Source organism: Microbispora sp. H10885, assembly GCF_014161415.1.
GTDB classification, from domain to species: domain Bacteria; phylum Actinomycetota; class Actinomycetes; order Streptosporangiales; family Streptosporangiaceae; genus Microbispora; species Microbispora triticiradicis.
This window is the reverse complement of sequence record NZ_JABBWY010000010.1, coordinates 161,452-182,784: the sequence shown is the minus strand read 5'-3', so window position 1 is coordinate 182,784 and position 21,333 is coordinate 161,452. Positions and strand designations below refer to the sequence as shown.

The following is a 21,333-nucleotide window of genomic DNA, read 5'->3' as shown; positions in this document are numbered from 1 at the left end:
AGGATGGCGGTGCGCGCAGGCGACGGCGTCCTGCCCTGCCGGTCGCATGTCAGCGCAGGTCAGGGGGGTATCCGGAGACCGGCCGGGGTACCAGCGGGGCATGGCCGCCCTTCCGGCGTACGCGCCGATGATGGCCCGGCTCGGGCCACTGCCCGAGCCGCAGGGCGACTACGCGCACGAGATGAAGTGGGACGGGGTCCGCGCCCTCGGGTACGTCGAGGACGGGACGCTCCGGCTCGTCTCCCGCAACGGCAGGGACATCACCCCCGCCTACCCCGAGATCGCCGGGCTGGCCGGCGCGACCGGCGGGCGGGCGATCGTGCTCGACGGGGAGATCGTCGCCTTCGACGAACGGGGCAGGCCCTCGTTCGAGGCGCTCCAGCCGCGCATGCACCAGCGCGACCCGCTCAAAGTCAGGCATCTGGTGGTCACCACGCCCGTGACGTACCTGCTGTTCGACGTGCTGCACGTCGGCGCGGGCACCATGACCAGAGCGGCCTACACGGAACGGCGGCGCGTCCTGGAGGACCTCGTGCGCGCCGGGCGCCACTGGGCCATCCCGCCCTACTACTCCGGCGGCGGGGAGCACGCGCTGGCCGACTCCCGCCGCCTGGGGCTGGAGGGCGTCGTCGCCAAACGGCTCGTCTCCGCCTACCTGCCCGGCCGCCGCTCCCCCGACTGGGTGAAGGTCAAGAACGTCCGCACCCAGGAGGTCGTGGTCGGCGGCTGGCGGCCCGGGGAGGGGCGCCGCGCCGACACGATCGGCTCGCTGCTGGTGGGCGTGAACGACGGCGGCCTCCTCCGGTACGCCGGCAGCGTCGGCACCGGCTTCACCGACGAGGCGCTGCGGCGGCTCGGCGAGCGCCTCGCGCCGCTGCGGCGGGACACGCCCCCGTTCTCCGGCATCACCCGCGAGGAGGCCAGAGGTTGTGGCTGGGTGGAGCCGGTGCTGGTCGGCGAGGTGCAGTTCGCCGAGTGGACGGGCGAGGGACGGTTGCGCCACCCCTCCTGGCGGGGCCTGCGCGACGACAAGGACCCCGGCGAGGTCGTCCGCGCCGATGGATGAGAGAGGGCCGGGCGGGGGGATGGCACTCCGGGCTCACCGGCCCGGGCTCACCGGCCCGGGCTCACCGGCCCGGGCCCACACCCGGGTCCGCATCGGGGTCCACGGTGCCGCGCGGCCGCGTCGCGAGCACGCCGAGCAGCACCGCGCCGGTGAGGAAGGCGACGTTGTGCGCGTACTTCGCGACCGGCGCGATATTCCCCAGCGGCACCACGAAGAACCCGACGACCGTGCGCGCGGTCATGGCTCCGGCGGCGAGCGCGGCGACGTGGCGGCAGGTCCACGCCGGTGAGCGGGCGAGCCGGCCGGCCGCGGCGGCGGTCAGGGCGAGCAGGGCGAGCCCGCCCGCGACCCCGGCCCAGGTCGCGGGCAGGAGGTCGAAGGCGAGGCCCGCCACCAGGCCGGCCGCGGCGACGGCGACCGGCCGGGGCGGGCGCCGGGGCGGCACGGCAGGAGCAGGGGAACCAGGGCGGCGCCGGGCGCGGACCGTACGGAGAAGCGCGAGCAGCGCCAGCAGCGCGGCGACGGCCAGCGCGCCCCCGATCTGGGCCGCCGAGGCGTGGTCGGACTCGGTCCGCAGATGGTCGGTCAGCACCAACGTCGCCGCCGCGAGGTACAGCGCCACGGCGGCGGCCAGCCCGGGCGCGCGCAGCCAGGGCGTACGCGATAACCGGGGGGCCAGCGCCTCGGTCAGCGCGATCGGCACGCCGAAGCTCCAGATCGCGTGGCCCCCGACGAAGGCCAGCGCGGTGTGGGCCGCCAGCCCCAGAGGCTCGACGTACGTCGGGCGGATCATCTCCTCCCAGTACGGAATGTCCCGGTAGCCCTCGCTGAACAGGGACTGGTCGATGACGCCCGCCTGCAGCACGCCGAAGGCGGCCGCGAGGGCGAGGATCTCCGGCCAGCGCAGCCCCAGCCTGCGGGCCGTCTCACGGATCAGCATCGCGGGCGCGCCGTACAGCGGACTGAAGATCACCAGGCTGGCGATCAGCACGAACGGATCGCCCGTGCTGTCGTCGTAGCCCGCGAGGTACTCGGCGCACATCGGCGAGAGCACCATCAGCCCGGCCGCGAGCGACCAGCGGGCCCGGCGCGCGTCAGGCGTTCTCATCGCGCCTCCTCGCGGCGGCGAACACGACGGCGCCGGCGACCGCGACGAGCAGGTTCGCGTACACCTCGTAGCCGGTCAGGAAGGCGAGGCGCGGGATGACCTGACGGTTGAAGACGTTGAGGATCGCTCCGTTGAACGGCTGCACGGCCAGACGGTCGATGGTGCCGCTGACTCCCACGGCGACCAGGAACGCCCCGGCCAGCTGGATGACCTTGCGCATGACGCCGACGCTAGGGACCGGCGGGACCGCCGGGCATCGGGCGTCGGCATCCCTCCGTCCGGCGAAGGTCGCCGGCGCGCGGCGTGCTCTCCGACCGAAGTCGGACGTCCCCCGACTTCGGTATCGACTTCGCGCCACCGCGTGGGCGCGCCTCCCTCGAAGCCGTACGCTGCGGCCGTATGGAAGCTCCCGCCACCCCCCGGCGTCGGCGGACCCGGCGTGACTGGCTCGTGGACACGGCGATGTTCCTGCTCGCCGCGGCGTTCGCGCTCCTCATGTCGGCGGAGCGCCTCGGCACCGCGCCACTGCCGCCCGGGTGGCTGTTCCCCCTCGACCAGGTCGCGGGCGCGCTCGGCTGCGCCGCGCTGTGGCTGCGCCGCCGGTGGCCGGTCGGGCTCGCGGTGACGCTCGTCGCGCTGTCGGCCGTCTTCGAGATGGTCGCGGGCCCGATGCTGGCCGCGCTCTTCTCGGTCGCGGTCCACCGGCGTCCCCGGACCTCCGGCGTGGTGTTCGCGCTCAGCGTGCTGGCCGCGGTCGTGTTCACGTGGTTGCGCCCCGAGCCGGGCACGCCGCCGCTCGCGATGTTCATGCTGGGCCTGGCCCTGCAGGGTGCGGCGGCGGGCTGGGGGCTGTTCGTCCACCACCGGCGGCGGCTGGTGCTGGCGCAGCGCGACCGCGCGGCCCGGATGGAGACGGAGGCGAGACTCCGGGCCGAGCAGGCGCAGCACCTGGTCCGCGAGGCCATCGCCCGGGAGATGCACGACGTGCTCGGGCACCGGCTGTCCCTGCTGAGCGTGCACGCGGGAGCGCTGGAGTTCAACCCCGGCGCCGACCCCGCCGACGTCGCCCGCGCGGCGCGCGTGATCAGGGAGAGCGCCCACCAGGCACTGCAGGACCTGCGCGAGGTCATCGGCGTGCTGCGCGCCCCAACCGGCGGCACATCAAGCGGCACATCAGGCGACCCGTCCGGCGAACGGTCCGCGCCCACGCGGCCCGGCCTGCCCGGGCTGGCCGATCTGGACCGGCTTGTCGCGGAGTCGGGCGAGGCCGGCATGCGGGTGCGGCTGCGCGACGAACTCGGCGGGCAATCCCGGGAGGCCGTCCCCGACCGGACGGGCCGCACCGCGTACCGGGTCGTGCAGGAGGCGCTCACCAACGCGCGCAGGCACGCGCCGGGGGCGGAGGTCCGCCTGCGGCTGGCGGGGGCGCCCGGCGACGGCCTGACGATCGAGGTGGTCAACGACATCCCCGGGGCCGGCCGGCCGGAGACCGAAGGGGGTCACGGGCTCATCGGCCTGGCCGAGCGGGTCACCCTGGCCGGGGGACGGCTGGAGCACGGGCCCGTGCGCCGGGACGGCGGCACCGGCCCAGGTACCTGGCAGGTGCGGGTTTGGCTACCGTGGCCCGCATGATCTCGCCCGACTCCGCGCCGATCGGCGTGCTCATCGCCGACGACGACCCGCTCGTCCGGGCCGGCCTCGTGATGATGCTCGGAGGCGCGCCCGACCTCCGTGTCGTCGCCGAGGCGGGAGACGGCGCGGAGGTCCTGCCGCTGGCCCGCCGGCACCACCCCGACGTGGTGCTGATGGACATCCGGATGCCCGTCATGGACGGCCTGACGGCGACCGAGACGCTGCGCGCCCGCGAGGGCGCCCCGGAGGTGATCGTGCTGACCACCTTCGACGCCGACGAGCACGTGCTGCGCGCCCTGCGCGCGGGGGCGGCCGGGTTCCTGCTGAAGGACACCCCGCCGGACGAGATCGTCGACGCCGTCCGCCGGGTGGCCCGCGGCCATCCGGTGCTGTCCCCGGCGGTGACCCGGCGGCTCATCGCCCGGGTGGCCGAGTCGGGCCGGGACCTGCGGCGGGCGCGGGCGGAGGAACGCCTGGCGCCGCTGAACGACCGGGAACGGGAGATCGCCGTGGCGGTCGGGCAGGGCAGGCCCAACGCCGAGATCGCCGCGCTGCTCCACCTCAGCGTCCCGACCGTGAAGACGCACGTGTCGAGCATCCTCGCCAAGCTCGGGCTGAACAACCGCGTGCAGATCGCGCTGCTGGCCCACGACGCCGGGCTGCTCGACGACGTCCCGGAGAGCTGAGGACATTTTCCTTCCCCTTGGTGTTCTCATTGCCCGGCCCGGGGCGGCGCCGCAGGTGGGACGGGTGGTCCTGGGGAAGGAATGCTGCATGCGCGCGCTCACCGTCGTGCCGCGCCGGGCCGGGTCGCTGGCGCTGACCGAGGTGCCCGACCCCGTGCCCGGCCCCGGCGAACTCCTCGTCGAGAGCGTCGCCGTCGGCGTGTGCGGCACCGACAGGGAGGTCGTCTCCGGCGACTACGGATACGCCCCGCCTGGCCGGGAGCGGCTGGTCATCGGGCACGAGTCCCTCGGCCGTGTGCGGCAGGCCCCCGCCGGGTCCGGCTTCTCCCCCGGCGACCTCGTCGTGGGCCTGGTGCGCTATCCGGATCCGGTGCCGTGTGTGGCCTGCGCCCACGGCGAGCCCGACATGTGCCGCAACGGGCGGTACACCATGCGGGGATTGAAGGAACGGGACGGCTACGCGAGCGAGATGTGGTCCGTGGAGACGGACTGCGCCGTACGTCTCGACTCGGGTCTCGGCGAGTCGGGCGTGCTGCTGCAGCCGGCGTCGGTGGTCGCCAAGGCCTGGGAGCAGGTCGAGAAGATCGGGCGCCGGTCCTGGTACGAGCCGCGCCGGGTGCTGGTCACCGGCGCGGGACCGTTCGGCATGCTCGCCGCGCTCCTCGGTGTCCAGCGCGGCCTCGACGTGCATGTGTTCGACTTCGTCAAGGGCGGGCCTAAACCGGCGCTGGTCACCGACCTGGGCGCGACCTACCACACGGGCTGGATCGAGGACGTGGTGACCGGTCTCCGGCCGGACGTGGTCGTCGAGGCCTGCGGCGCGGCCGAGGTCTTCACCGGCACGATCTCGGCGATCGGTCCGTACGGGATCGTCTGCCTGACCGGGGTCACCCCCGGCTCCCGCCGGGTCACCGTGGACGTGGGCACGCTCAACCGTGAGATGGTCCTGGAGAACGCCGTGGTGATCGGGACGATCGACTCCAACTTCCGCCACTTCACCGCCGCGGCCGGCGCCCTCGCCGTGTCGAACCGCGACTGGCTCGCCCGGCTGATCTCCCGGAGGGTGCCCCTGGACCGCTACGCGGACGCGTACGAGAGGCGGGAGAACGAAGTCAAGGTCGTGCTCACCTTCGGCTGAACCTCAGCGGTCGCGGTCGGCGGTCAGCCGGGCCAGCGCCTCCAGCCCCGCGGCGGCCTCCGGCGTCAGCCCCGCCGCCCGCAGCGACTCCAGCGCCTCGGCCAGCAGGCCGTCCACCCGGGCGAGGCTCCAGGCGCGCCCGCCCGCCTCCTCCACCAGCCGCGCCGCCCGCGCCAGGTCGGGCTCCGCGACGGGACGGCGGTACAGGGCGGCGAGCGCGGCGCCCGCCGGGGTGCCCGAGGCCAGCGCGGCGACGACCGGCAGGGACTTCTTCCGGTTACGCAGATCGGAATACACCGCCTTGCCGGTGGCCGCCGGGTCGCCCCAGATGCCGAGCAGGTCGTCCACGATCTGGAAGGCCAGCCCCACGCGCTCGCCGTACGCCTTCAGCAGCACGGACTGATCGGGGGTGGCGCCGCCGTACAGCGCGCCGAGTGCGCAGGCGCACCGGAAGAGGGCCGCGGTCTTGCCCTCCGCCATCCGCACACACGCCTCCAGGCCCACCTCGGCGCGCTCCTCGAAGTCGAGATCGGCGCTCTGGCCGTCCAGCAGCGACTGCACGTGCCCGGCCAGCACCGGCACTCCGTCCGTCCTGCCGTCTGCCGCGCTGTCCGGCCCCCCGTCCGTTCCGGTGGCGAGCACGGCGAACGCTAGCGCCAGCAGCGAGTCGCCCGCCAGGATCGCCTGGGCGCGTCCGAACACGGCCCAGGCGGTGGGCCGGTGCCGGCGGACCCGGTCGCCGTCCATCACGTCGTCGTGGATCAGCGAGAAGTTGTGCACCAGTTCCACCGCCACGGCGGCGGGCAGCGCCGCCGTGGCCTCTCCCCCGGCTCCCTCGGCCGCCAGCAGCGTGAACGCCGGCCGCAGCGCCTTGCCGCCGCCCGCGCCGCCGACCGGCCGCTCCCGGGCGTCCCACCAGCCGAAGTGATACCCGGCCACGCGGCGCATCGAGTGCGGCAGCGTGCCCACCGCGCGGCGCAGCGCGGGATCGAGCAGGTCGCGCGTGCGGGTGAGCACGTCCGCGGCGTACGGACACGCCACCACCGGTTCCGTCACGCTCCCACCGCCTCTGGCTCGGGTGCATCGTCGGGCAGGCCGGGGCCTGTCGGCGTACCCGATCGCGGAGGTCCACTAACGTGGGGCGTCGTGTACGAGATGCTCCGCCGGCCGCTGGGCCGCAGCCGCCTCCAGGTCACCCCGATGGGTCTCGGGCTCGCGGCGCTCGGGCGCCCCGCGTACATCACGCTCGGGCGCGAGGAGGACCTCGGGCCCGGCCGGGACGTCGCGGCGATGCGGGCGCGCACCTGGGAGGTGCTGGACGCCGCCTGGGCGACCGGTGTGCGCTACTTCGACACCGCGCGCTCCTATGGACGCGCCGAGGAGTTCCTCGCGGGCTGGCTCGCCGACCGGGGGGTCCCCGCGCGGGAGGTCGTCGTCGGCTCCAAGTGGGGGTACGAGTACGTGGGCGGCTGGCGGATGGACGCCGACCGCCACGAGGTGAAGGACCTGTCGGCCGCCCGGCTGCGCCGCCAGCTCGGCGAGACGCGGGAACTGCTCGGGGACCACCTGTCGCTCTACCAGATCCACTCCGCCACGGTCGGCAGCGGCGTGCTCGACGACGAGGACGTGCTCGGCGAGCTGCGTGCGCTACGCGACCGGGGCGTCGCCGTCGGCCTGTCCACCACCGGGCCCGCGCAGGCGGACACGATCGACAAGGCGGTCGCGACGGGACTGTTCGACACGGTGCAGTCGACGTGGAACCTGCTGGAGCGTTCGGCGGGCGACGCCCTGGCCCGGGCGCACGCCGCCGGGCTCGGCGTCATCGTCAAGGAGGGCGTGGCCAACGGCCGGTTGACGGCTCGTGGCGCGCCCCCCGCGCTGGTCCGCGCCGCCCGCGAGCGGGGCGTCACCCCGGACGCCCTCGCGCTGGCCGCCGTGCTCTCCCGCCCGTGGGCGGGCACCGTGCTGAGCGGCGCGGCCACGACCGGGCAGCTCGGCGAGAACCTCGCGGCGCTCGGCGTGATCTGGGACGACGAGGCCGAGAAGACGCTCGCCGAGCCGGCAGAGGATCCGGAGACCTACTGGGCCCGCCGCGCCGCCCTGCCCTGGAGCTGACCCCGGCGCCCGTCGTGGTCCTCTAGGCCAGGTCTCCCAGGAGGGTGGTCAGGGCCGGGCCGAGTGGGGCGTCGAAGGTCATCAGCGCCTCGCCGTCGCCCCGGGTCGGCCCCTGGTTGATGATCGCGACAGGGATCGAGCGGGCGGCGGCGTGCCGGACGAACCGGTAACCGGACATCACGGTCAGCGAGGATCCCAGGACCAGCAGCAGGCCGGCCCGCTCGGTCAGCGCGTAGCACTCCTGCACCCGCGACGGCGGGACGTTCTCGCCGAAGAACACCACGTCCGGTTTGAGCACGCCGCCGCAGCCCTCGCAGTCCACCGTACGGAACGTCTCGATCTCGGCGGTGGTCAGCACGGCGTCGCCGTCGGGGTTGATCAGCGCGGTGCGGGAGTGCCAGCCGGGGTTCTCCGCACGCAGCCGCCGGTCCAGTTCGTGGCGGGCGCCGCGGTGACCACAGCCGAGGCAGCGCACCCGGTGCAGGCTGCCGTGCAGCTCGATCACCCCGTGCGCGCCGGCGGCCTCGTGCAGGCCGTCCACGTTCTGGGTGATGACCCCGGCGACGAGCCCCCGGCGCTGCAGTTCGGCGACCGCGCGGTGACCGGCGTTGGGGGCGGCCTCCACGATGTGCCGCCAGCCCAGATGGCTGCGGGCCCAGTAGCGCCGGCGGGCGGAGGCGCTGCTCACGAAGGTGTGATAGGTCATCGGGTCGGCTCTGCGCCTGCGTCCGGTCTCTCCGCGGTAGTCCGGAATGCCGGACTCGGTGGACAGGCCCGCCCCGCTGAGCACCACCACGTCGCCGTCCGCCACGAGATCGGCCAGCATGCTCCACCGCTCGGCGGTCCGCTCGCTGGCCTGCTCGGCAGTCTGCTTGATGGCTCGCGCCATTGGAAGCCGGTTCACCCCTCCATGGTGCACGATGGGCGCCTCAGCCCGGCACGAGCCGCACATCGAAGATCACTTCGACCTCGTCGCGCAGCCTGAGCGCGCCGAAGAACGCGGAGTAGGGGCGGATGCCCCACTCCGACTGCACGACGGTGGCCCGGCCGCGGGCCCGCCCGCCGGCGAGCACTCCCTCGACGGCGACCGGCCGGGTCACGCCCGCGATGGTCAGGTCGCCCTCGACGCGGAACGCCCCGGGGTCGCCCCCGACACGCGTCGACCGGAACGTGATCGTGGGATGCCGGTCCGGCCTGAGGACCTTCTCCCGCATGTTCTTCTCGATCTCGACCCGGTCGGAGTCGGTGAGCGGCTTGACCCCGCCCGTGCCCTCCCTGACCCGCATCGAGGCCGTCTCGGCCTCCAGCGAGATCCGGGAGGCCGCCGGGTCGTCCGGTGCCACCACCGCCTCGCCCCGCCACCTGGTGACCTCGATCGTCAGGTCATGCCCGGCCTTCGCGCCCAGACCGGCGCGGCCGGTGAGGACCAGCAACCGCCCCGACCTGGGCCCCAGCACGTACGTGCCCGCCTCGACGTCCATGTCATCGGCATTCCCACGCTCTCGTCCGGCGATGTCGCCGCGGGTGACGGTACTCGTGGTGACCCGGCGGGAGGGATCTGCACAAGGCCGCCGCCTTTACGTTGTAGATCCTGAAATCAACGCGTCCCCTCCGGGGGCCGTACGACCGCGACGGGGCAGTGCGCGCGGTGCAGCACGGCGTGGCTGACCGAGCCGAGCAGCGCGCCGCGCACGCCGCCCAGTCCCCGCGACCCGACGACGACGAGGTCGGCGACGAGCGACGCCTCGGCGAGCGCGGGAACCGGGTGCCCGAAGACCGCCGACTCGACGAGCGGGACGTCCGGGTGCTTCTCGCGCCACGGCGCCAGCCGCAGCCGGGCCGAGCGCGACTCCTCGTCGAAGACCTCGTGCATCGTCGCTGTGTAGCCGGTGGCGAAGGGGGAGAAGATCGGCGCCTCCCACGCGTAGACGGCGTGCACCCGGGCCCGGCGCGCCCGCGCCTCCTCGAAGGCGAACTCCAGCGCGGCCTCCGAGTGAGGCGATCCGTCGAAACCGACGACGACCTCGTGGTACTCGTCGCGGTGCGGCCGGCGTACGACCACGACGGGGACCGGAGCGTGCCCGGTCAGACCCAGGCCGACCGACCCGAGGACCAGGCCGGAGAAGCCCCCCGTCCCCCGGCTGCCGACCACGAGCGCGCCGGCCCCGGCCGACGCGGCGCGCAGCGTCTCGACAACCGTCCCCTCGGCGAGTTCCGTCGTCACCTCCAGGTCCGGGGCGACCTGACGTGCGCGCTCCGCGGCCGCGGCGAGCACCCCTTCGCAGAACTCGCCGTAGGAGTCGGCGAACCCCTCCACGGCGTGGAACGGGTACTGGTGCGCCCACGGCTCGCGTACGTGGACGATGCGCAGCGCGGCCCCCCTGCGCCGCGCGTCGTCCGCCGCCCACTCCAGCGCCGCCGTCGCGGGCTTCGATCCGTCGACGGCGGCGACGACCAGTCCGGTCATGATCCGTTTCCTCCCTGTGCTCAGCGGCTCGCGGTGCTCGGCGGCTCGCGGGCGCGGGGACACCGCTCCCGGCGACCATCGCACCGTGTCCGCTGCCCGTCGCACAGCGGTCGAAAGTCACTTCGCCCCGGGACTTCCGCCGCCTGCCGTGCCTCCTGGGCGGCAGGCCCGCCAGACATCGCGAACTCCATGGATCGAGAGGCTTCCGGCGGGCATGCTCTCTGTCAGGAGACGTCTCGGGCGGGAGCGAGCATCGTGCCTGGCGGAATGCCGTGTGATGACAGGACCAACGCAACTCACCGGTCGCGGAGCGGAGCGCGCCTGGACGCGCCCCTGTCCGGCTCACCGCCAGCACCCGGCCGCATCCTCCGGCGGACGCCCGTGGCAGGCACGCCCCTTTCCGGCGCGCCGTCCGCGCCCGGCCGGATCCGCCGCCGGCCGCCCGCCGTACTGGCTCCGGTGCTGGCCACGCTGGGGTTCCTCGCGGCGGCGTGCGGTACGGGCCCGGGGCCGTCCCCCGCCGCCGAATCGGGCGCCACGTCAGCCGTGACGTCCACAGGCCCGTCGTCCGGCTCGTCCCTCGCGGTGCCCTCGGCGGCCGTGACCGGCACTCCGGCTCCCTCGCCCGCCCTCGCCACCTCCTCCGGCGGCCCCCTGGTGGCAGGCCGTTACCAGCCGCTGTGGCCGTTCGCCGACGAGACGCAGGTGCGCGACTGGCAGCAGAGCTACCGCGCGGGCGGGCACCAGCCCTGGCACCTGGACGCCGGGCAGACCGCTCTCGCCTTCACCCAGGGATACCTGGGGTTCAAGGGGATCGACCAGCTGGTCGACAGCACCGTCGACGGCGCGCACGCCCGCGTCTCCGTCGGCATCCGCGGCGAGGGCGGCGGTCGTCCCGGCATCGCCTCCGTCATCCACCTGGTGAAGTTCGGCACCGGTGGCGACGCTCCCTGGGAGGTGGTGGGCACCGACGACACCACCCTCTCCCTCACCACCCCCCGGTACGGCAGCTCCGTCTCCTCCCCCGTGAAGGTCGGCGGCAGGATCACCGGCGTGGACGAGAGCGTCCGGGTGCAGGCACGCGGTGTCGGTGGCACCGGCCCGCTCGGCGAGCGCTGCTGTGTCTCGGCGGGCGGCGAGAACCGCCCTTGGTCCACCACCCTCGACTTCCGTGCCGCCCCGGGCCGGACGGTGACCATCGTCGCGAGCACCGGCGGTCACATCGCCGACATCGAGCGGTTCGCCGTGACCGGAGTGCGCACCGCCCCACGTTAGGCTCCCCGGCCTCGTCGGGCCGCCGGTTCCGGTGCCCACCGTTCGCGGCGGGCACCGGAACCGGCCGGCGATGAGTCAGGTCACCTCGCGTTGGCCGCGCCGGGCGTGGGCACGTTGGTGGTGACGAAGTCGCGGCAGAGGCTGTCGGTGTCGTTTCCGTCGGGCCAGCGGGCGTTGCTCCGTCCGGCGCCGGTGGCCGCGCCCGCCACCACCGCGATGCAGCCGCCCCCGCCCTGGTCGGCTTCCAGGACGGCGAGCTCGGGGCTGGTGATGGTCCCGTTGCCGCTCGAACTGCTCTGCTGGGATCCGTAGACGACGGCGTCGACGACCACCGCGCCGGTGCCGTCCCGCAGCGCGATCGAACCGGCGCCGGTGGACAGGGCGCCTCCGAACCACTGGTCGGGCGCCTGCTGCCCCTGGTAGCCGGTCGTCGTGACCAGGGGATTCACCACGGCCGCGCCGATCTCGTGGCCGTTGTCGAGCGGACGGTCGAGGGTGATGCCGCTGCCGAGCGCCTGCACGGACACCCCGCTCGTGTGCGGCTCCTTCGTCCGCGGCGAGAAGCTGATGCCCGTCCCGCGGTCGGACACGTCGACGCCCTGCTCGTGGGCGAGCCGCAGCGGGGCGGCGAGGTCGACGCCCGTGCCGTTCGCGCCGGTGGTGCCGACGGCGGCGACGGTGACCTCCTCCTTGTTCTCGCCCGTGTCCACCGTCAGGGTGTCGCCGACCGTCATGTTGGCGTCGGCCGCGACCTTGATGTTGGTCGCGCCCGCGGGCGCCGCCGCCGACAGGGTCGTCTGCGTGGCCGCCTTGCCGACCGCGGTGACCATGGCCTGCTCGTAGTTCTCGCCCGTGTCGATGCCGATCCGGTCGCCGACCGCGAAACCGGCCGCGTTCGTGACCGGCACGTCGGACGAGCCACGGGGGATCGTGATCCACGGCCCGGTGGAGACGGGGATGAACAGCGTCGTCGCCGCGGTGGCCGCCGTCCCGACCTGCTGGACCGTACGGGTCTCCCGCCCGGAGCCGGTGTCGATGTCGACCTGCTGGCCGGCCGCGAAGCCGGTCGTGCTCCTGACGTTGACGACGGTCGCACCCTTGCTCACCGGGGCCGCCACTCCCGAGCCGGACAGGCCGAGCAGGTAGTAGTCGCCGCTCGTGAGCTTCGTCCCGGCCGGGATCCGCGCCAGGGTAGTGGCGGCCGAGCCGCTCGGGGTGTTGGTCAGGGTCCAGCCGGAGAGGTCGGCCTCGGCGCCCGAGGCGTTGTAGAGCTCGACGAACTGGTCGGTCGCGTTGGTGCTGGTACGGAAGCGGACCTCGTTGATCCTGATCGGGAGGGCGCTCCGCACCGCCTGGGTGACCTCCGTGGACTGCCTGTTCCGACCGGCGGAGTTGACGTACTTGCCCTCGCCGACCAGGAAGCCCGCGCCGGTCTCCGCCGCCGAGGTGACGGTGAAGGCGGCCCGCACGCTTTCACCCGGCTCGACCCGGCCGAACGTCGCGGATGTGTCATCGGTGCCCTTGACCCGGACGGTCCACTTCTTGGGCGCGGCCAGGCTCAGCTTGACGTTCAGCGCGGCCTCCCCCGTGGTGTTCGTGAACGTCTCGGTGACGTCCTGCGACGAGTTCGGGGTGAAGGTCGTGGCCCGCGACAGGGCCAGCCGCTGCACGTCGTACCTGGCGGCGACGATGTTGGCCTGCACCGCGTCCGTCGTGGCCTCCGACGGGTAGCCCGTCGTCATCACCCCCTCGTAGAAGGTGCCGGACGAGCCGTTGCCGTTGTCGCCGCCGGTGCCCAGGAGGACGGCGCCCTTCTTGTGCATCGGGTAGTAGCTGGCGTTGGTCAGCGAACCGGGGCGGATTCCGCTGTAGTAGGTCGTGAGGGGGCCCTCCTGCGCGTTGCCGCCGCGCAGGTCCCACTGGTTCCCGCCGCCGCCGTCGACGACGGCGGTGACGAACCGCCAGGAGTCGATCGTCGGGTCGGCCGGGTTCTGCTTCGCGTTGTATCCGGAGAACAGGCCCGCCTCCATGTCGGCCATGATCCACGGACCGGGTCCGCTGCCGCTCCCCCAGGCGGTGGCGGTGCCGAAGTAGGTGGTCTCCATGGTGCCGGTGCCCACGGCGCGGCCGTTCGTCGAGGAGTTGCCGTAGTCGAAGCAGCAGCCGCTGTCGTAGTGCTTGCCGTCGATGACGTAGTAGATGCCCTCCGGCTCGTCCCCCTTCGCGAGGCCGGTGGCGTTGTTGTTGCGATACCCCATGCCCGGCATGATGTAGGTGCCGTACACCCGGTGGCCGCCGAGCGTGATCGGCGCCATGTCCGCGATCGAGAGGGTGTCGAATCCACCGACGGCGGGGCCCCGGAAGGTGCCGGGGGGCGCCTGGTAGAGGTGGTTGCCCTTGCCGGACTGGTCGTAGATCGTGGTGATCAGGCAGACCGTGTCCTCGCAGAACGAGTCCTGCCTGTCGGCGTCGGCGTATCCGCCCGCGTCGGGGTATGCCCCGCCGACGGGGGCGACGACGCCGATGTCCCTGACCCTGTTGTCCGATGTCCGCCTGACCTGGTAGAGCGGGCCGTCGTAGGAGGCGTACAGCGCCCGGGTGGTGCTGTGGGCGGTCACACAGGGGGTGCCGCCGGCGGCGTAGATGTCACACGGGCCCTGCGGCCTGGCCGGAGGGGGCGCCGCCTGCGCCGTCGGCGCCGTCGCGAACGTGACGCCGGCCAGCGCCGTCACGATCGCCGCACCGGCGGTCAGGACTTTCCGGTGTACGGAACGGATGGGGGGTCTCGCCATGTTGGATCGTTCCTCCATACATCCTGCTCGGCTTTGAAAGCCGATTGTTAGCGCTAACAAATGTTTGCGCTAACATCATTAGCTGTTCTGGACGGCGGACGAGGAATGGGAGTCGGGCGCTGATCAGCAACCCAGACTATGGCACCGGGCAGAAATCACGTCAAGGTTAAGGGCGTGCTTTTCGGACGGGCCTTTTCCCCTCGTTTTCCCGCCGAAGCGGTTCCCGGCGCCCCGGGTGGGATCAGTGACCTCGGCGGATCCAGTCGTCGAGGTGGGGCCGCTCGGCGCCGATGGTCGTGCTGTCGCCGTGGCCGGTGTGCACGACGGTCTCGAGCGGCAGGGTCAGCAGGCGGTCGCGGATCGAGCCGATGATTACCCCGAAGTCGGAGAACGAACGGCCGGTGGCTCCTGGTCCGCCCTGGAACAGCGTGTCGCCGGTGAAGAGGACACCCAGGTCCGGTGCGTGGAAGCAGCAGGCGCCGGGGGCATGGCCGGGCGTGTGCAGCACTTCGAGGCGGGTCCCGGCCACCTCGATGATCTGCCCGTCGGACAGGGCGCCGTCGGGCTCCCGGTCAGGGTGGGTGAGCCGCCACAGCGGCAGGTCGGCCGGGTGCAGCAGGACGGGCGCCCCGGTGGCGCCGGCCAGGTCGGGCGCGACCCGGACATGGTCGTCGTGCGCGTGGGTGGCCAGGATCGCCAGGACCCGCCGACCGGCGATCACGTCCGTGATCGCCTTGACGTCGTGCGGCGCGTCGAACACCACGCATTCGGCGTCGTCGCCGAGCACCCACACGTTGTTGTCGACGTCGAACGTCTGGCCGTCCAGGCTGAACGTGCCCGATGTGACGGCATGGTCGATACGGGCACTCACGAGAAGATCACCACCGAGTTGCGCATGGCCCCCATTGTGCAGGATCTCGGCGGGCGGAGTCCTGGTGGGCAGGGCCTGGCGGACAGGGGCTCGGCGGGCAGGGGCTCGGCGGGCAGGGGCTCAGTCCGCCCGCGACGGCTTGGGCGGGAGCACCGGCTCCAGCCGGAACAGTCCCGCCGACGAGTCCGCGTCCTGTGCCACGGCCACCCGTCTGCCCGCCACCGCCGCCAGCAGGTCGGTCACGGTGACGATGCCCTTCAGCATGCCGGAGGCCCCGATGACGGGCACCACGTCCACCTCCGACTCCAGCATCGCGGCCGCCACCCCGGGCAGGGGCTCGTCCGGGGACACGTGCGGGCACCTGCGCCCTCCGAGCAGCTGCCGCACCTGGGCGCTCGACTGCTCCGCCGGGCCGCCGGACCAGTGGGCGGCGATGTCCTCCCGGGTGAGCACGCCGATGATGTGGGACCCGGAGTCCACGACGGGCAGATGGTGCATCGACCCGCGGCGCATGAGCTCCCAGGCCATGAGCGGCGACTCGTCCGGCTTCACGGTCACCAGCACGCGGCTCATCACGTCGGCGGCGGTCATGGCTTCCATGGTCATCGTCGTCCACCTCCCGCGGGCGGCGCGCCCGGCCCTCTGCCGGGGCACGCGTCTGCCATCTCCATGGGACACCGGGACGCGGTCCGGCGCAGGTGCCGAACGTCCCGAGCCGCGGGGACCTGCGGCCCGGCGGGCACCGGCGCCGCCCGGGCGAGGATGGAGACAGCGAAGGTGGAACGGTCGACGCTCAGATGGGAGGTGGCCATGCTCGCCGGTGAGGTCATGAGCAGCCCGGTGATCACGCTGGGCCGGGGCGACACGGTCCGACGCGCGATCCGGGTGCTGTACGACCACGACATCACCGCCGCTCCCGTGCTCGGAGACCACGGCGAGCTGGTGGGGATGGTCAGCGAGATCGATTTGCTGTGCGGCGCCTTCGCGCCCGGCATGTCCGGGCCGGCCACGGTGGCGGACGTCATGTCGCGGCAGGTCAGCACGGTCGAGGAGACCACCGACACGGCGGTGCTGACCGACCTGATGATCGCGAGGAGGATCAAGAGCGTCCCGGTGCTGCGGGACGAGCGGGTCGTCGGCATGGTCAGCCGCCGGGACCTCATGGCGCTGCTGGCCAGGTCGGACGCCGAGCTTCGCGACGCGGTCCTCGCCGCGCTCCGCGAGCGCTACCCGTCCGAGACCTGGGAGGTGAGCGTGCGGAACGGGGAGATCGACCTGCGCGGCCCGGAGGGCCAGGGCCCGGAGCACGTGGCCGACCTGCTGGAGCGGGCGGTCCCCGGGGTGCGGCCGGCCCGCCGCTGACACCGGCGGCCCAGCGGTCAGAGAGCGTGCCGGACGACGGCCACCGGGCAGCGCGCGTGTTCGAGCACGGCGCGGCTGACCGAGCCGAGCATGGCCGCGGTGAGGGCGTTCCTGCCGTGGGAGCCGACGACGAGCAGGGCGGCCCGGGCCGAGGCGTCGACGAGCGCGGAGACCGGATGGGCGCGGACCATGTCGAGTTCGGTCTCGACGTCCGCGTACCTGTCCCGCCAGACGGTCAGCAGGCGCCGCGCCCGGTCCTCCCGGATCCGCCCGATCTCGCCGGTGTCCACGGCGATCCTGGGCCCGGAGGAGATCGGCGGTTCCCAGGCGCAGACGACCCTGAGCCGGTGCCCGCGCAGCCGGGCCTCGTCGAACGCGTACGCGAGCGCGGGCGTCGCCGCGTGCGTGCCGTCGAATCCGGCCACGATCTCCGCGCCGGCGCCGGGAGACGCCGGGCGTACGACGACGACCGGCACGTCCACGTGACCGGCGAGCCGCGCGCCGACCGGCCCGTGGCCGCCCAGCACCAGCTCGGCCGCGCGGCCGGCCTGCTCGCGCAGCACGCGGCCGGGCCGCCCGTCGGCCAGTTCCGTGCTCACCTCCAGGCCGGGCCACCGGTCCCGGGCGACCTTCTCGGCGTGGTCGAGAAGCTGCCGGCCGGACGGGATCATCCGGTCGTAGCAGTCGGGGATCGGATAGCGGGGGGCGTCGTACGGCAGGCGGTCGGCGGCGTGGACCACCCGCAGGGGCAGTCCCTTCCGGTGGGCCTCGTCGGCCGCCCATTCCACGGCCTGGATGGCCACGGTCGTGCCGTCGGTGCCCGCCACGATCGGGCGGTCGGCGAAACTAGTCCTCATCGCAAGCCTCTCCAGGTGGCGGCAGCGGGACGCTCCAGCGCAGGCAGGTGCCCCCGTCCGGGCGTGGCCCGGCCGTGCAGCTCCCTCCCAGGGCCTCGGCCCGTTCCCGCAGGTTGAGCAGGCCGCTGCGGCGGCCCTGTGCCGGGATGCCGATCCCGTCGTCCTCCACGGTCAGCGTCAGCCGGCTTCCCTCCACGCACACGCTCACCGTGGTGCGGGTGGCGCGGGCGTGCCGTACGACGTTCGACAAGCCCTCGCGCACCACCGCCAGCAGATGCTCGCCGATGCCGCCGGGGACGCGGGTGTCGAGCCCTCCGTCCAGCCGCAGGGCGGGCAGGAAGCCGAGTTGCGCCCGCGCGCTCTCGACCAGCGCGACGAGCCGGGCGCGCAGCCCGGGAGCGCCGGCGGGGGTCTGCAGCGCGAAGATCGTGGAGCGGATCTCCCGGATCGTGCCGTCGAGCTCGTCGATCGCGTACCGCAGGCGGGCGGACGCCTCCGGGCGCTCGACCAGCCGAGCGGCGGCCGTCAGGGTCATCGCGATCGCGAACAGCCGCTGGATGACCACGTCGTGCAGGTCCCTGGCGATGCGGTCGCGGTCTTCGAGCAGGCCGAGCCGCTCGGCGTCCTTGCGCGCCTCGGCCAGTTCCAGCGCGACGGCCGCGTGCCCGGCGAACGCGTGCAGCATGCACACCTCCGACCGGCTGAACGGAATGCGGCCGGGCCGCCTGCCGAGCCACAGCACCCCGCGTACGGCCCCCGGAGTCCCCAGCGGGACGGCGCACACCGGCCCCTCGTCCTCGTCTGCGGCGTCGGCGGCCATGCGGGGTTCCGCCAGGGTGAAGGCCTGCCCGGCGAGCGTGCCGTCGACGGGGATCGGGCGCGCCCCCGCGCAGGGCTCGGGGAGGGCGCCGTCGGCGATCGCGACCCGGAGGGTGCGCCCGCCGGGGTTCGGCAGCAGGATCGCCATGGTGTCGGCGCCGGCCATCCGCCGGGCGCGGCGGGCGATCAGCGTGAGCACGCGGGGCGTCTCGGCGCCGGACAGCAGGCTGGTCGTGATCTCGCCCGACGCCTGCAGCCAGATCTCCCTGCGGCGGGTCTCCTCGTAGAGGCGGGCGTTCTCGATGGCCACTCCGGCGGCTCCCGCGAGGGCGACGACGATCGCCTCGTCGTCCTCGTCGAACTCCCCTCCCCCGCGTTTCTCGGTGAGGTAGAGGTTGCCGAACGCCTCGCCCCGCACCCGTACGGGGACGCCGAGGAAGCCGCGCATGGGGGGATGGCCGGGCGGGAGGCCGTACGACTCGGGGTGCCGGGAGATGTCGGGCAGCCGCAGCGTCCGTGGCTCCTTGATCAGCAGGCCGAGGAGGCCCAGCCCGTGGGGCCAGTGCCCGATGCGGGCGATCTCCTCCTCGCTCATCCCGACGGGCACGAACCGGGCCAGGGTGTTGTCCTCCCCGATCAGGCCGAGCGCGCCGTACCTCGCGTCGACCAGGGTGGTGGCGGTCTCGACGATGCGCCGCAGGACGGTTTCGAGATCGAGGTCGCCGCCCACCGAGACGACCGCCTCCAGCAGTGCCTGCACCCGGTCACGCGTCACCAGGACCGCCTGCAGCCGCGCGTGCAGCTCGGTCAGTAGCTCGTCCAGGCGCGTGCGCGGAATCACCGCGCTCACCCTCGTCCTCGCCGCGGCATGTGGGCCACATCTGAAAGTGTCGCAAATAAGGACAGTCCGGACACCGGCTCTTTGCCAGGTCACGACGGGCTTCTTACCAGTGCGAGCCCTCGGCGGGCCCGACCGCCCGGAGATACTCGAACTGGGGGGTGGACCATGCCGGCTGAACAGCGTGACGGGGTCATCCAGGTCGCCTGGCACGGAGCCGGCCGTTTCGACGTCCACGTCCGCCGGCACGCCGTACGGTCCGACCAGCCAAGGGACGTCGGCGGGAGCGACACCGGCCCCACGCCGGCCGAGCTGTTCGTGGGCGGGCTGGCCGCGGGCGTCGCGCACTGCGCCGAACGCTTCCTGCGCCAGCGGCAGCTCGCCGCCGGGGTCGGCGTCACCGCGCGGTACGGCCTGGGCGTCTGTCCCGGGCGGATCGACCGTGTCGAGCTGTCGGTGGACGCCCCCGGCCTCCCGGAGGGCCTGCGCGCCTCTCTCCTGTCGGTCCTGGAGCACTGCGCGCTCTGCACCACGCTGCGGGTGCCGCCGCGGATCACCTTCGACGTGCGCGAGGCCGTTCCCGGGTCAGCCGTTCCCGCAGCTCACGAGCCGTACGGTGAACCGCGGCCAGGACGGGCGGGGTCATCGGCGCCCCCGGTGTGAAGTCACCGCTCGATGCCGACGACGACCAGCTCGCCCGGCAGGCGGCCGAGGGCCCGGCCGAGGCCGACGGCGTCCACGAGGCCGAGCGAGCGAGTGGGTGCCGCCGCGTCGGCCCGCGTGCCATCCAGGGACGAGCGGGGAGAGGAGATCGTCAAGGCGCTGCCGCACACGCCCACCTCGGCCCGCGACCCGGCGGACGCGGCCCTCATCGCCGCTGCCTGTGATGCCCCTCGCACTCACCGTACGCCTGCCGTACCGGCGGATGAAACGTTCACCCGCGTACCGGCGCTACCGCGCGTACGGAGCCCGAGGCCATGACATTCCCCGCCGGCCGTGATCACAATCCGGAGGAACGTTCGTCGAATCGGCCGCGGGGACACCCCCTGGCCGGCGAAAGGAGAGGGAATGGCACGGCGGTATCGTGAAACCGGTTTCACCCGGCGGGGCGCCTGGATCGCGGCGGCGCTGGCCGCGGCCGCGGTGGTCGCCGCCCCCGCCCCGGCGAACGCGACCTCGGCGTCCTGCTCGGTCAGCTTCCCGACCGTCCACAGCTTTCCCTCGGGTTTCGTGGCGGACGGCAGAGTGGTGAACACTGGGACGACCACCCTGAACGGCTGGCGGATCTCCTGGACCTTCACCGGCGACGAGAAGCTCTTCTCCCTGCTGACCACGAGGTGGACCCAGACCGGGCGGAGCGTCACCGCGACGAACGTGTCCTGGAACGGCACCATCGCGCCCGGGGGGAGTTTCGCCGTCACCGCCAACGGCTCCTCGACCGGCGGCACGTTCGGCATGACCGGTCTGACCTGCACGCCGCTGTGACACCCGGGGTCCCGCACCCGGCCGTCAGGACCGCGCGACGGCGGCCCGGTAGTCGGCGGCGATGCGGGCCGCGACGGTCAGCAGCGGTTCGACCAGGCGGGGCAGCTCACGCACCCGCCGTGAGGACACCACGATGCCGACGGCCGCGACGGGCCGGCAGGCCTGCCCGTCGGCGGGCGGGCCTCCGGCCAGCACCGGCGCGGCGGCCGAGCACGAGCCGAGCGTCATCTCCTCGTGGGTCGTGGCGTACCCCTGGGCGCGCACCTGGGCGAGCTCGCGGGCCAGCCGTCCCGGCTCGGTGATCGTGTGCGGCGTCGGCCGCTCCAGCGGCCGGGACAGATAGGACGTGACGAACCATCCCGGCTCGTAGGCCAGCAGGGCCTTGCCGACGCCGGTCGGGTGCATCGGCAGGCGGGAACCGGTCCGCGACAGGATCGGCACGGCCCGCTTGCCGTACACCTTGTCGACGTAGAGGACCTCCAGCCCGTCCCGCACGGCCAGGTGGACGTTCTCGCCGGTGCCGCCGAACAGCTCCTGCAGCCAGGGACGGGCCACCTCCTGCAGCGGGTCGGGGGCGAGCTGCCCCAGCTCCCACAGGCGGCGGCCGATCTGGAAACGCCCGTCGGCGCCGCGGCGCAGGGCCCGCCACTCCTCCAGCTCCCCCGCCAGCCGGTGGACGGTGCTGAGCGCGAGGCCGGTGCGTTCGGCGATCTCCGTCAGCGTGAGCCGGGCGTGCCGGGCGTCGAAGGCGCCGAGGATCGCCAGCGCCCGGGACGTCACGGAACGCCCGGGGTCACGTGCGCCGCCGGCCATGTGCCTCCC

General features: G+C 73.8%; 22 protein-coding genes. 9 read left to right on the top strand and 13 right to left on the bottom strand.

Annotated elements, in window-relative coordinates; genetic code table 11:
- The first annotated feature begins 100 nt into the window (after positions 1–100).
- The gene (gene ligD, locus HHX37_RS26330) at positions 101–1,066 is read left to right on the top strand and encodes a non-homologous end-joining DNA ligase (RefSeq protein ID WP_182887171.1); all 966 of its coding nucleotides are present in this window, start codon (positions 101–103) and stop codon (positions 1,064–1,066) included.
- 61 nt (positions 1,067–1,127) lie between these two features.
- Here the strand turns inward: ligD and HHX37_RS26325 are convergent, their stop codons facing one another.
- Both HHX37_RS26325 and HHX37_RS26320 read right to left on the bottom strand, forming a co-directional pair.
- Positions 1,128–2,174, bottom strand: coding sequence for a hypothetical protein (locus HHX37_RS26325; RefSeq protein WP_182887170.1), 1,047 nt, complete (start codon positions 2,172–2,174; stop codon positions 1,128–1,130).
- Entirely contained in the window at positions 2,161–2,394 is a 234-nt protein-coding gene (locus HHX37_RS26320) for a hypothetical protein (protein WP_182881145.1), read from the bottom strand. Before HHX37_RS26320 ends, HHX37_RS26325 begins: the two co-directional genes overlap by 14 nt.
- Positions 2,395–2,573: 179 nt before the next feature.
- Between HHX37_RS26320 and HHX37_RS26315 the strand changes: the two genes are divergently transcribed.
- From HHX37_RS26315 to HHX37_RS26305, 3 genes are all read left to right on the top strand, one after another.
- Positions 2,574–3,806 (top strand): sensor histidine kinase, encoded by a 1,233-nt coding sequence (locus tag HHX37_RS26315; protein WP_182887169.1) that lies wholly within the window; start codon positions 2,574–2,576, stop codon positions 3,804–3,806.
- Positions 3,803–4,492, top strand: a complete 690-nt coding sequence (locus tag HHX37_RS26310; RefSeq protein ID WP_182887168.1) for a response regulator — start codon at positions 3,803–3,805, stop codon at positions 4,490–4,492. The genes HHX37_RS26315 and HHX37_RS26310 overlap by 4 nt, the downstream gene beginning before the upstream one ends.
- A gap of 88 nt (positions 4,493–4,580) precedes the next feature.
- Entirely contained in the window at positions 4,581–5,630 is a 1,050-nt protein-coding gene (locus HHX37_RS26305; protein WP_182881147.1) for a glucose 1-dehydrogenase, read from the top strand.
- A gap of 3 nt (positions 5,631–5,633) precedes the next feature.
- On the opposite strand, the gene HHX37_RS26300 is transcribed toward HHX37_RS26305, so the two are convergent.
- Positions 5,634–6,686, bottom strand: a complete 1,053-nt coding sequence (locus HHX37_RS26300; protein ID WP_310740544.1) for a polyprenyl synthetase family protein — start codon at positions 6,684–6,686, stop codon at positions 5,634–5,636.
- Between the two features lie 99 nt (positions 6,687–6,785).
- On the opposite strand from HHX37_RS26300, the gene HHX37_RS26295 reads away from it, so the two are divergent.
- A complete protein-coding gene (locus HHX37_RS26295) occupies positions 6,786–7,745 on the top strand; it encodes an aldo/keto reductase (RefSeq protein ID WP_182887263.1) in 960 nt (319 codons plus the stop codon).
- Between the two features lie 22 nt (positions 7,746–7,767).
- On the opposite strand, the gene HHX37_RS26290 is transcribed toward HHX37_RS26295, so the two are convergent.
- The 3 genes from HHX37_RS26290 to HHX37_RS26280 form a co-directional block, all read right to left on the bottom strand.
- Positions 7,768–8,649: an NAD-dependent protein deacetylase gene (locus HHX37_RS26290; RefSeq protein WP_310740543.1), complete on the bottom strand. Its 882-nt coding sequence runs from the start codon at positions 8,647–8,649 to the stop codon at positions 7,768–7,770.
- Positions 8,650–8,674: 25 nt separating this feature from the next.
- Positions 8,675–9,226, bottom strand: a complete 552-nt coding sequence (locus HHX37_RS26285) for a YceI family protein (RefSeq protein ID WP_182887167.1) — start codon at positions 9,224–9,226, stop codon at positions 8,675–8,677.
- A 116-nt stretch (positions 9,227–9,342) separates the two neighbouring features.
- Positions 9,343–10,212, bottom strand: coding sequence for a universal stress protein (locus tag HHX37_RS26280; protein WP_182887166.1), 870 nt, complete (start codon positions 10,210–10,212; stop codon positions 9,343–9,345).
- 381 nt (positions 10,213–10,593) lie between these two features.
- Between HHX37_RS26280 and HHX37_RS26275 the strand changes: the two genes are divergently transcribed.
- Positions 10,594–11,487 (top strand): hypothetical protein, encoded by an 894-nt coding sequence (locus tag HHX37_RS26275; RefSeq protein ID WP_220503164.1) that lies wholly within the window; start codon positions 10,594–10,596, stop codon positions 11,485–11,487.
- An 80-nt stretch (positions 11,488–11,567) separates the two neighbouring features.
- Here HHX37_RS26275 and HHX37_RS26270 read toward each other — a convergent pair whose 3' ends face one another.
- The 3 genes from HHX37_RS26270 to HHX37_RS26260 all read right to left on the bottom strand — a co-directional run bounded on the left by HHX37_RS26270 (position 11,568) and on the right by HHX37_RS26260 (position 15,756).
- On the bottom strand, positions 11,568–14,279 hold the full coding sequence (locus HHX37_RS26270) for an arabinofuranosidase catalytic domain-containing protein (protein ID WP_182887165.1): 2,712 nt from the start codon (positions 14,277–14,279) through the stop codon (positions 11,568–11,570).
- 241 nt (positions 14,280–14,520) lie between these two features.
- Positions 14,521–15,150 (bottom strand): MBL fold metallo-hydrolase, encoded by a 630-nt coding sequence (locus HHX37_RS26265; RefSeq protein WP_182887164.1) that lies wholly within the window; start codon positions 15,148–15,150, stop codon positions 14,521–14,523.
- Positions 15,151–15,270: 120 nt separating this feature from the next.
- Positions 15,271–15,756 (bottom strand): HPP family protein, encoded by a 486-nt coding sequence (locus tag HHX37_RS26260; RefSeq protein ID WP_117408197.1) that lies wholly within the window; start codon positions 15,754–15,756, stop codon positions 15,271–15,273.
- A gap of 171 nt (positions 15,757–15,927) precedes the next feature.
- Between HHX37_RS26260 and HHX37_RS26255 the strand changes: the two genes are divergently transcribed.
- On the top strand, positions 15,928–16,512 hold the full coding sequence (locus HHX37_RS26255) for a CBS domain-containing protein (protein ID WP_182887163.1): 585 nt from the start codon (positions 15,928–15,930) through the stop codon (positions 16,510–16,512).
- 17 nt (positions 16,513–16,529) lie between these two features.
- Here HHX37_RS26255 and HHX37_RS26250 read toward each other — a convergent pair whose 3' ends face one another.
- The gene (locus tag HHX37_RS26250) at positions 16,530–17,369 is read right to left on the bottom strand and encodes a universal stress protein (protein WP_182881153.1); all 840 of its coding nucleotides are present in this window, start codon (positions 17,367–17,369) and stop codon (positions 16,530–16,532) included.
- Positions 17,359–19,029, bottom strand: a complete 1,671-nt coding sequence (locus HHX37_RS26245; protein WP_310740542.1) for a GAF domain-containing sensor histidine kinase — start codon at positions 19,027–19,029, stop codon at positions 17,359–17,361. Before HHX37_RS26245 ends, HHX37_RS26250 begins: the two co-directional genes overlap by 11 nt.
- 165 nt (positions 19,030–19,194) lie before the next feature.
- On the opposite strand from HHX37_RS26245, the gene HHX37_RS26240 reads away from it, so the two are divergent.
- Positions 19,195–19,689 carry an OsmC family protein gene (locus tag HHX37_RS26240; protein WP_182887162.1) on the top strand — a complete coding sequence of 165 codons (495 nt, stop codon included), beginning with the start codon at positions 19,195–19,197 and terminating at the stop codon, positions 19,687–19,689.
- Positions 19,690–19,691: 2 nt separating this feature from the next.
- Here the strand turns inward: HHX37_RS26240 and HHX37_RS26235 are convergent, their stop codons facing one another.
- On the bottom strand, positions 19,692–19,898 hold the full coding sequence (locus tag HHX37_RS26235) for a hypothetical protein (protein WP_182887161.1): 207 nt from the start codon (positions 19,896–19,898) through the stop codon (positions 19,692–19,694).
- A 196-nt stretch (positions 19,899–20,094) separates the two neighbouring features.
- Here HHX37_RS26235 and HHX37_RS26230 point away from each other — a divergent pair, with 196 nt between their 5' ends.
- Positions 20,095–20,511, top strand: a complete 417-nt coding sequence (locus tag HHX37_RS26230; RefSeq protein WP_182887160.1) for a cellulose binding domain-containing protein — start codon at positions 20,095–20,097, stop codon at positions 20,509–20,511.
- A 24-nt stretch (positions 20,512–20,535) separates the two neighbouring features.
- Here HHX37_RS26230 and HHX37_RS26225 read toward each other — a convergent pair whose 3' ends face one another.
- Positions 20,536–21,324, bottom strand: coding sequence for an IclR family transcriptional regulator (locus HHX37_RS26225; RefSeq protein WP_182887159.1), 789 nt, complete (start codon positions 21,322–21,324; stop codon positions 20,536–20,538).
- Positions 21,325–21,333: the final 9 nt, after the last annotated feature.

Coding starts and splice junctions, on each gene's coding strand:
- HHX37_RS26280 (WP_182887166.1), bottom strand. CDS start 10,212: ATGACCGGACTGGTCGTCGCCGCCGTCGACGGATCGAAGCCCGCGACG.
- HHX37_RS26295 (WP_182887263.1), top strand. CDS start 6,786: ATGCTCCGCCGGCCGCTGGGCCGCAGCCGCCTCCAGGTCACCCCGATG.
- HHX37_RS26315 (WP_182887169.1), top strand. CDS start 2,574: ATGGAAGCTCCCGCCACCCCCCGGCGTCGGCGGACCCGGCGTGACTGG.
- ligD (WP_182887171.1), top strand. CDS start 101: ATGGCCGCCCTTCCGGCGTACGCGCCGATGATGGCCCGGCTCGGGCCA.
- HHX37_RS26225 (WP_182887159.1), bottom strand. CDS start 21,324: ATGGCCGGCGGCGCACGTGACCCCGGGCGTTCCGTGACGTCCCGGGCG.
- HHX37_RS26305 (WP_182881147.1), top strand. CDS start 4,581: ATGCGCGCGCTCACCGTCGTGCCGCGCCGGGCCGGGTCGCTGGCGCTG.
- HHX37_RS26320 (WP_182881145.1), bottom strand. CDS start 2,394: ATGCGCAAGGTCATCCAGCTGGCCGGGGCGTTCCTGGTCGCCGTGGGA.
- HHX37_RS26250 (WP_182881153.1), bottom strand. CDS start 17,369: ATGAGGACTAGTTTCGCCGACCGCCCGATCGTGGCGGGCACCGACGGC.
- HHX37_RS26260 (WP_117408197.1), bottom strand. CDS start 15,756: ATGACCATGGAAGCCATGACCGCCGCCGACGTGATGAGCCGCGTGCTG.
- HHX37_RS26235 (WP_182887161.1), bottom strand. CDS start 19,898: ATGAGGGCCGCGTCCGCCGGGTCGCGGGCCGAGGTGGGCGTGTGCGGC.
- HHX37_RS26240 (WP_182887162.1), top strand. CDS start 19,195: ATGCCGGCTGAACAGCGTGACGGGGTCATCCAGGTCGCCTGGCACGGA.
- HHX37_RS26270 (WP_182887165.1), bottom strand. CDS start 14,279: ATGGCGAGACCCCCCATCCGTTCCGTACACCGGAAAGTCCTGACCGCC.
- HHX37_RS26325 (WP_182887170.1), bottom strand. CDS start 2,174: ATGAGAACGCCTGACGCGCGCCGGGCCCGCTGGTCGCTCGCGGCCGGG.
- HHX37_RS26285 (WP_182887167.1), bottom strand. CDS start 9,226: ATGGACGTCGAGGCGGGCACGTACGTGCTGGGGCCCAGGTCGGGGCGG.
- HHX37_RS26230 (WP_182887160.1), top strand. CDS start 20,095: ATGGCACGGCGGTATCGTGAAACCGGTTTCACCCGGCGGGGCGCCTGG.
- HHX37_RS26310 (WP_182887168.1), top strand. CDS start 3,803: ATGATCTCGCCCGACTCCGCGCCGATCGGCGTGCTCATCGCCGACGAC.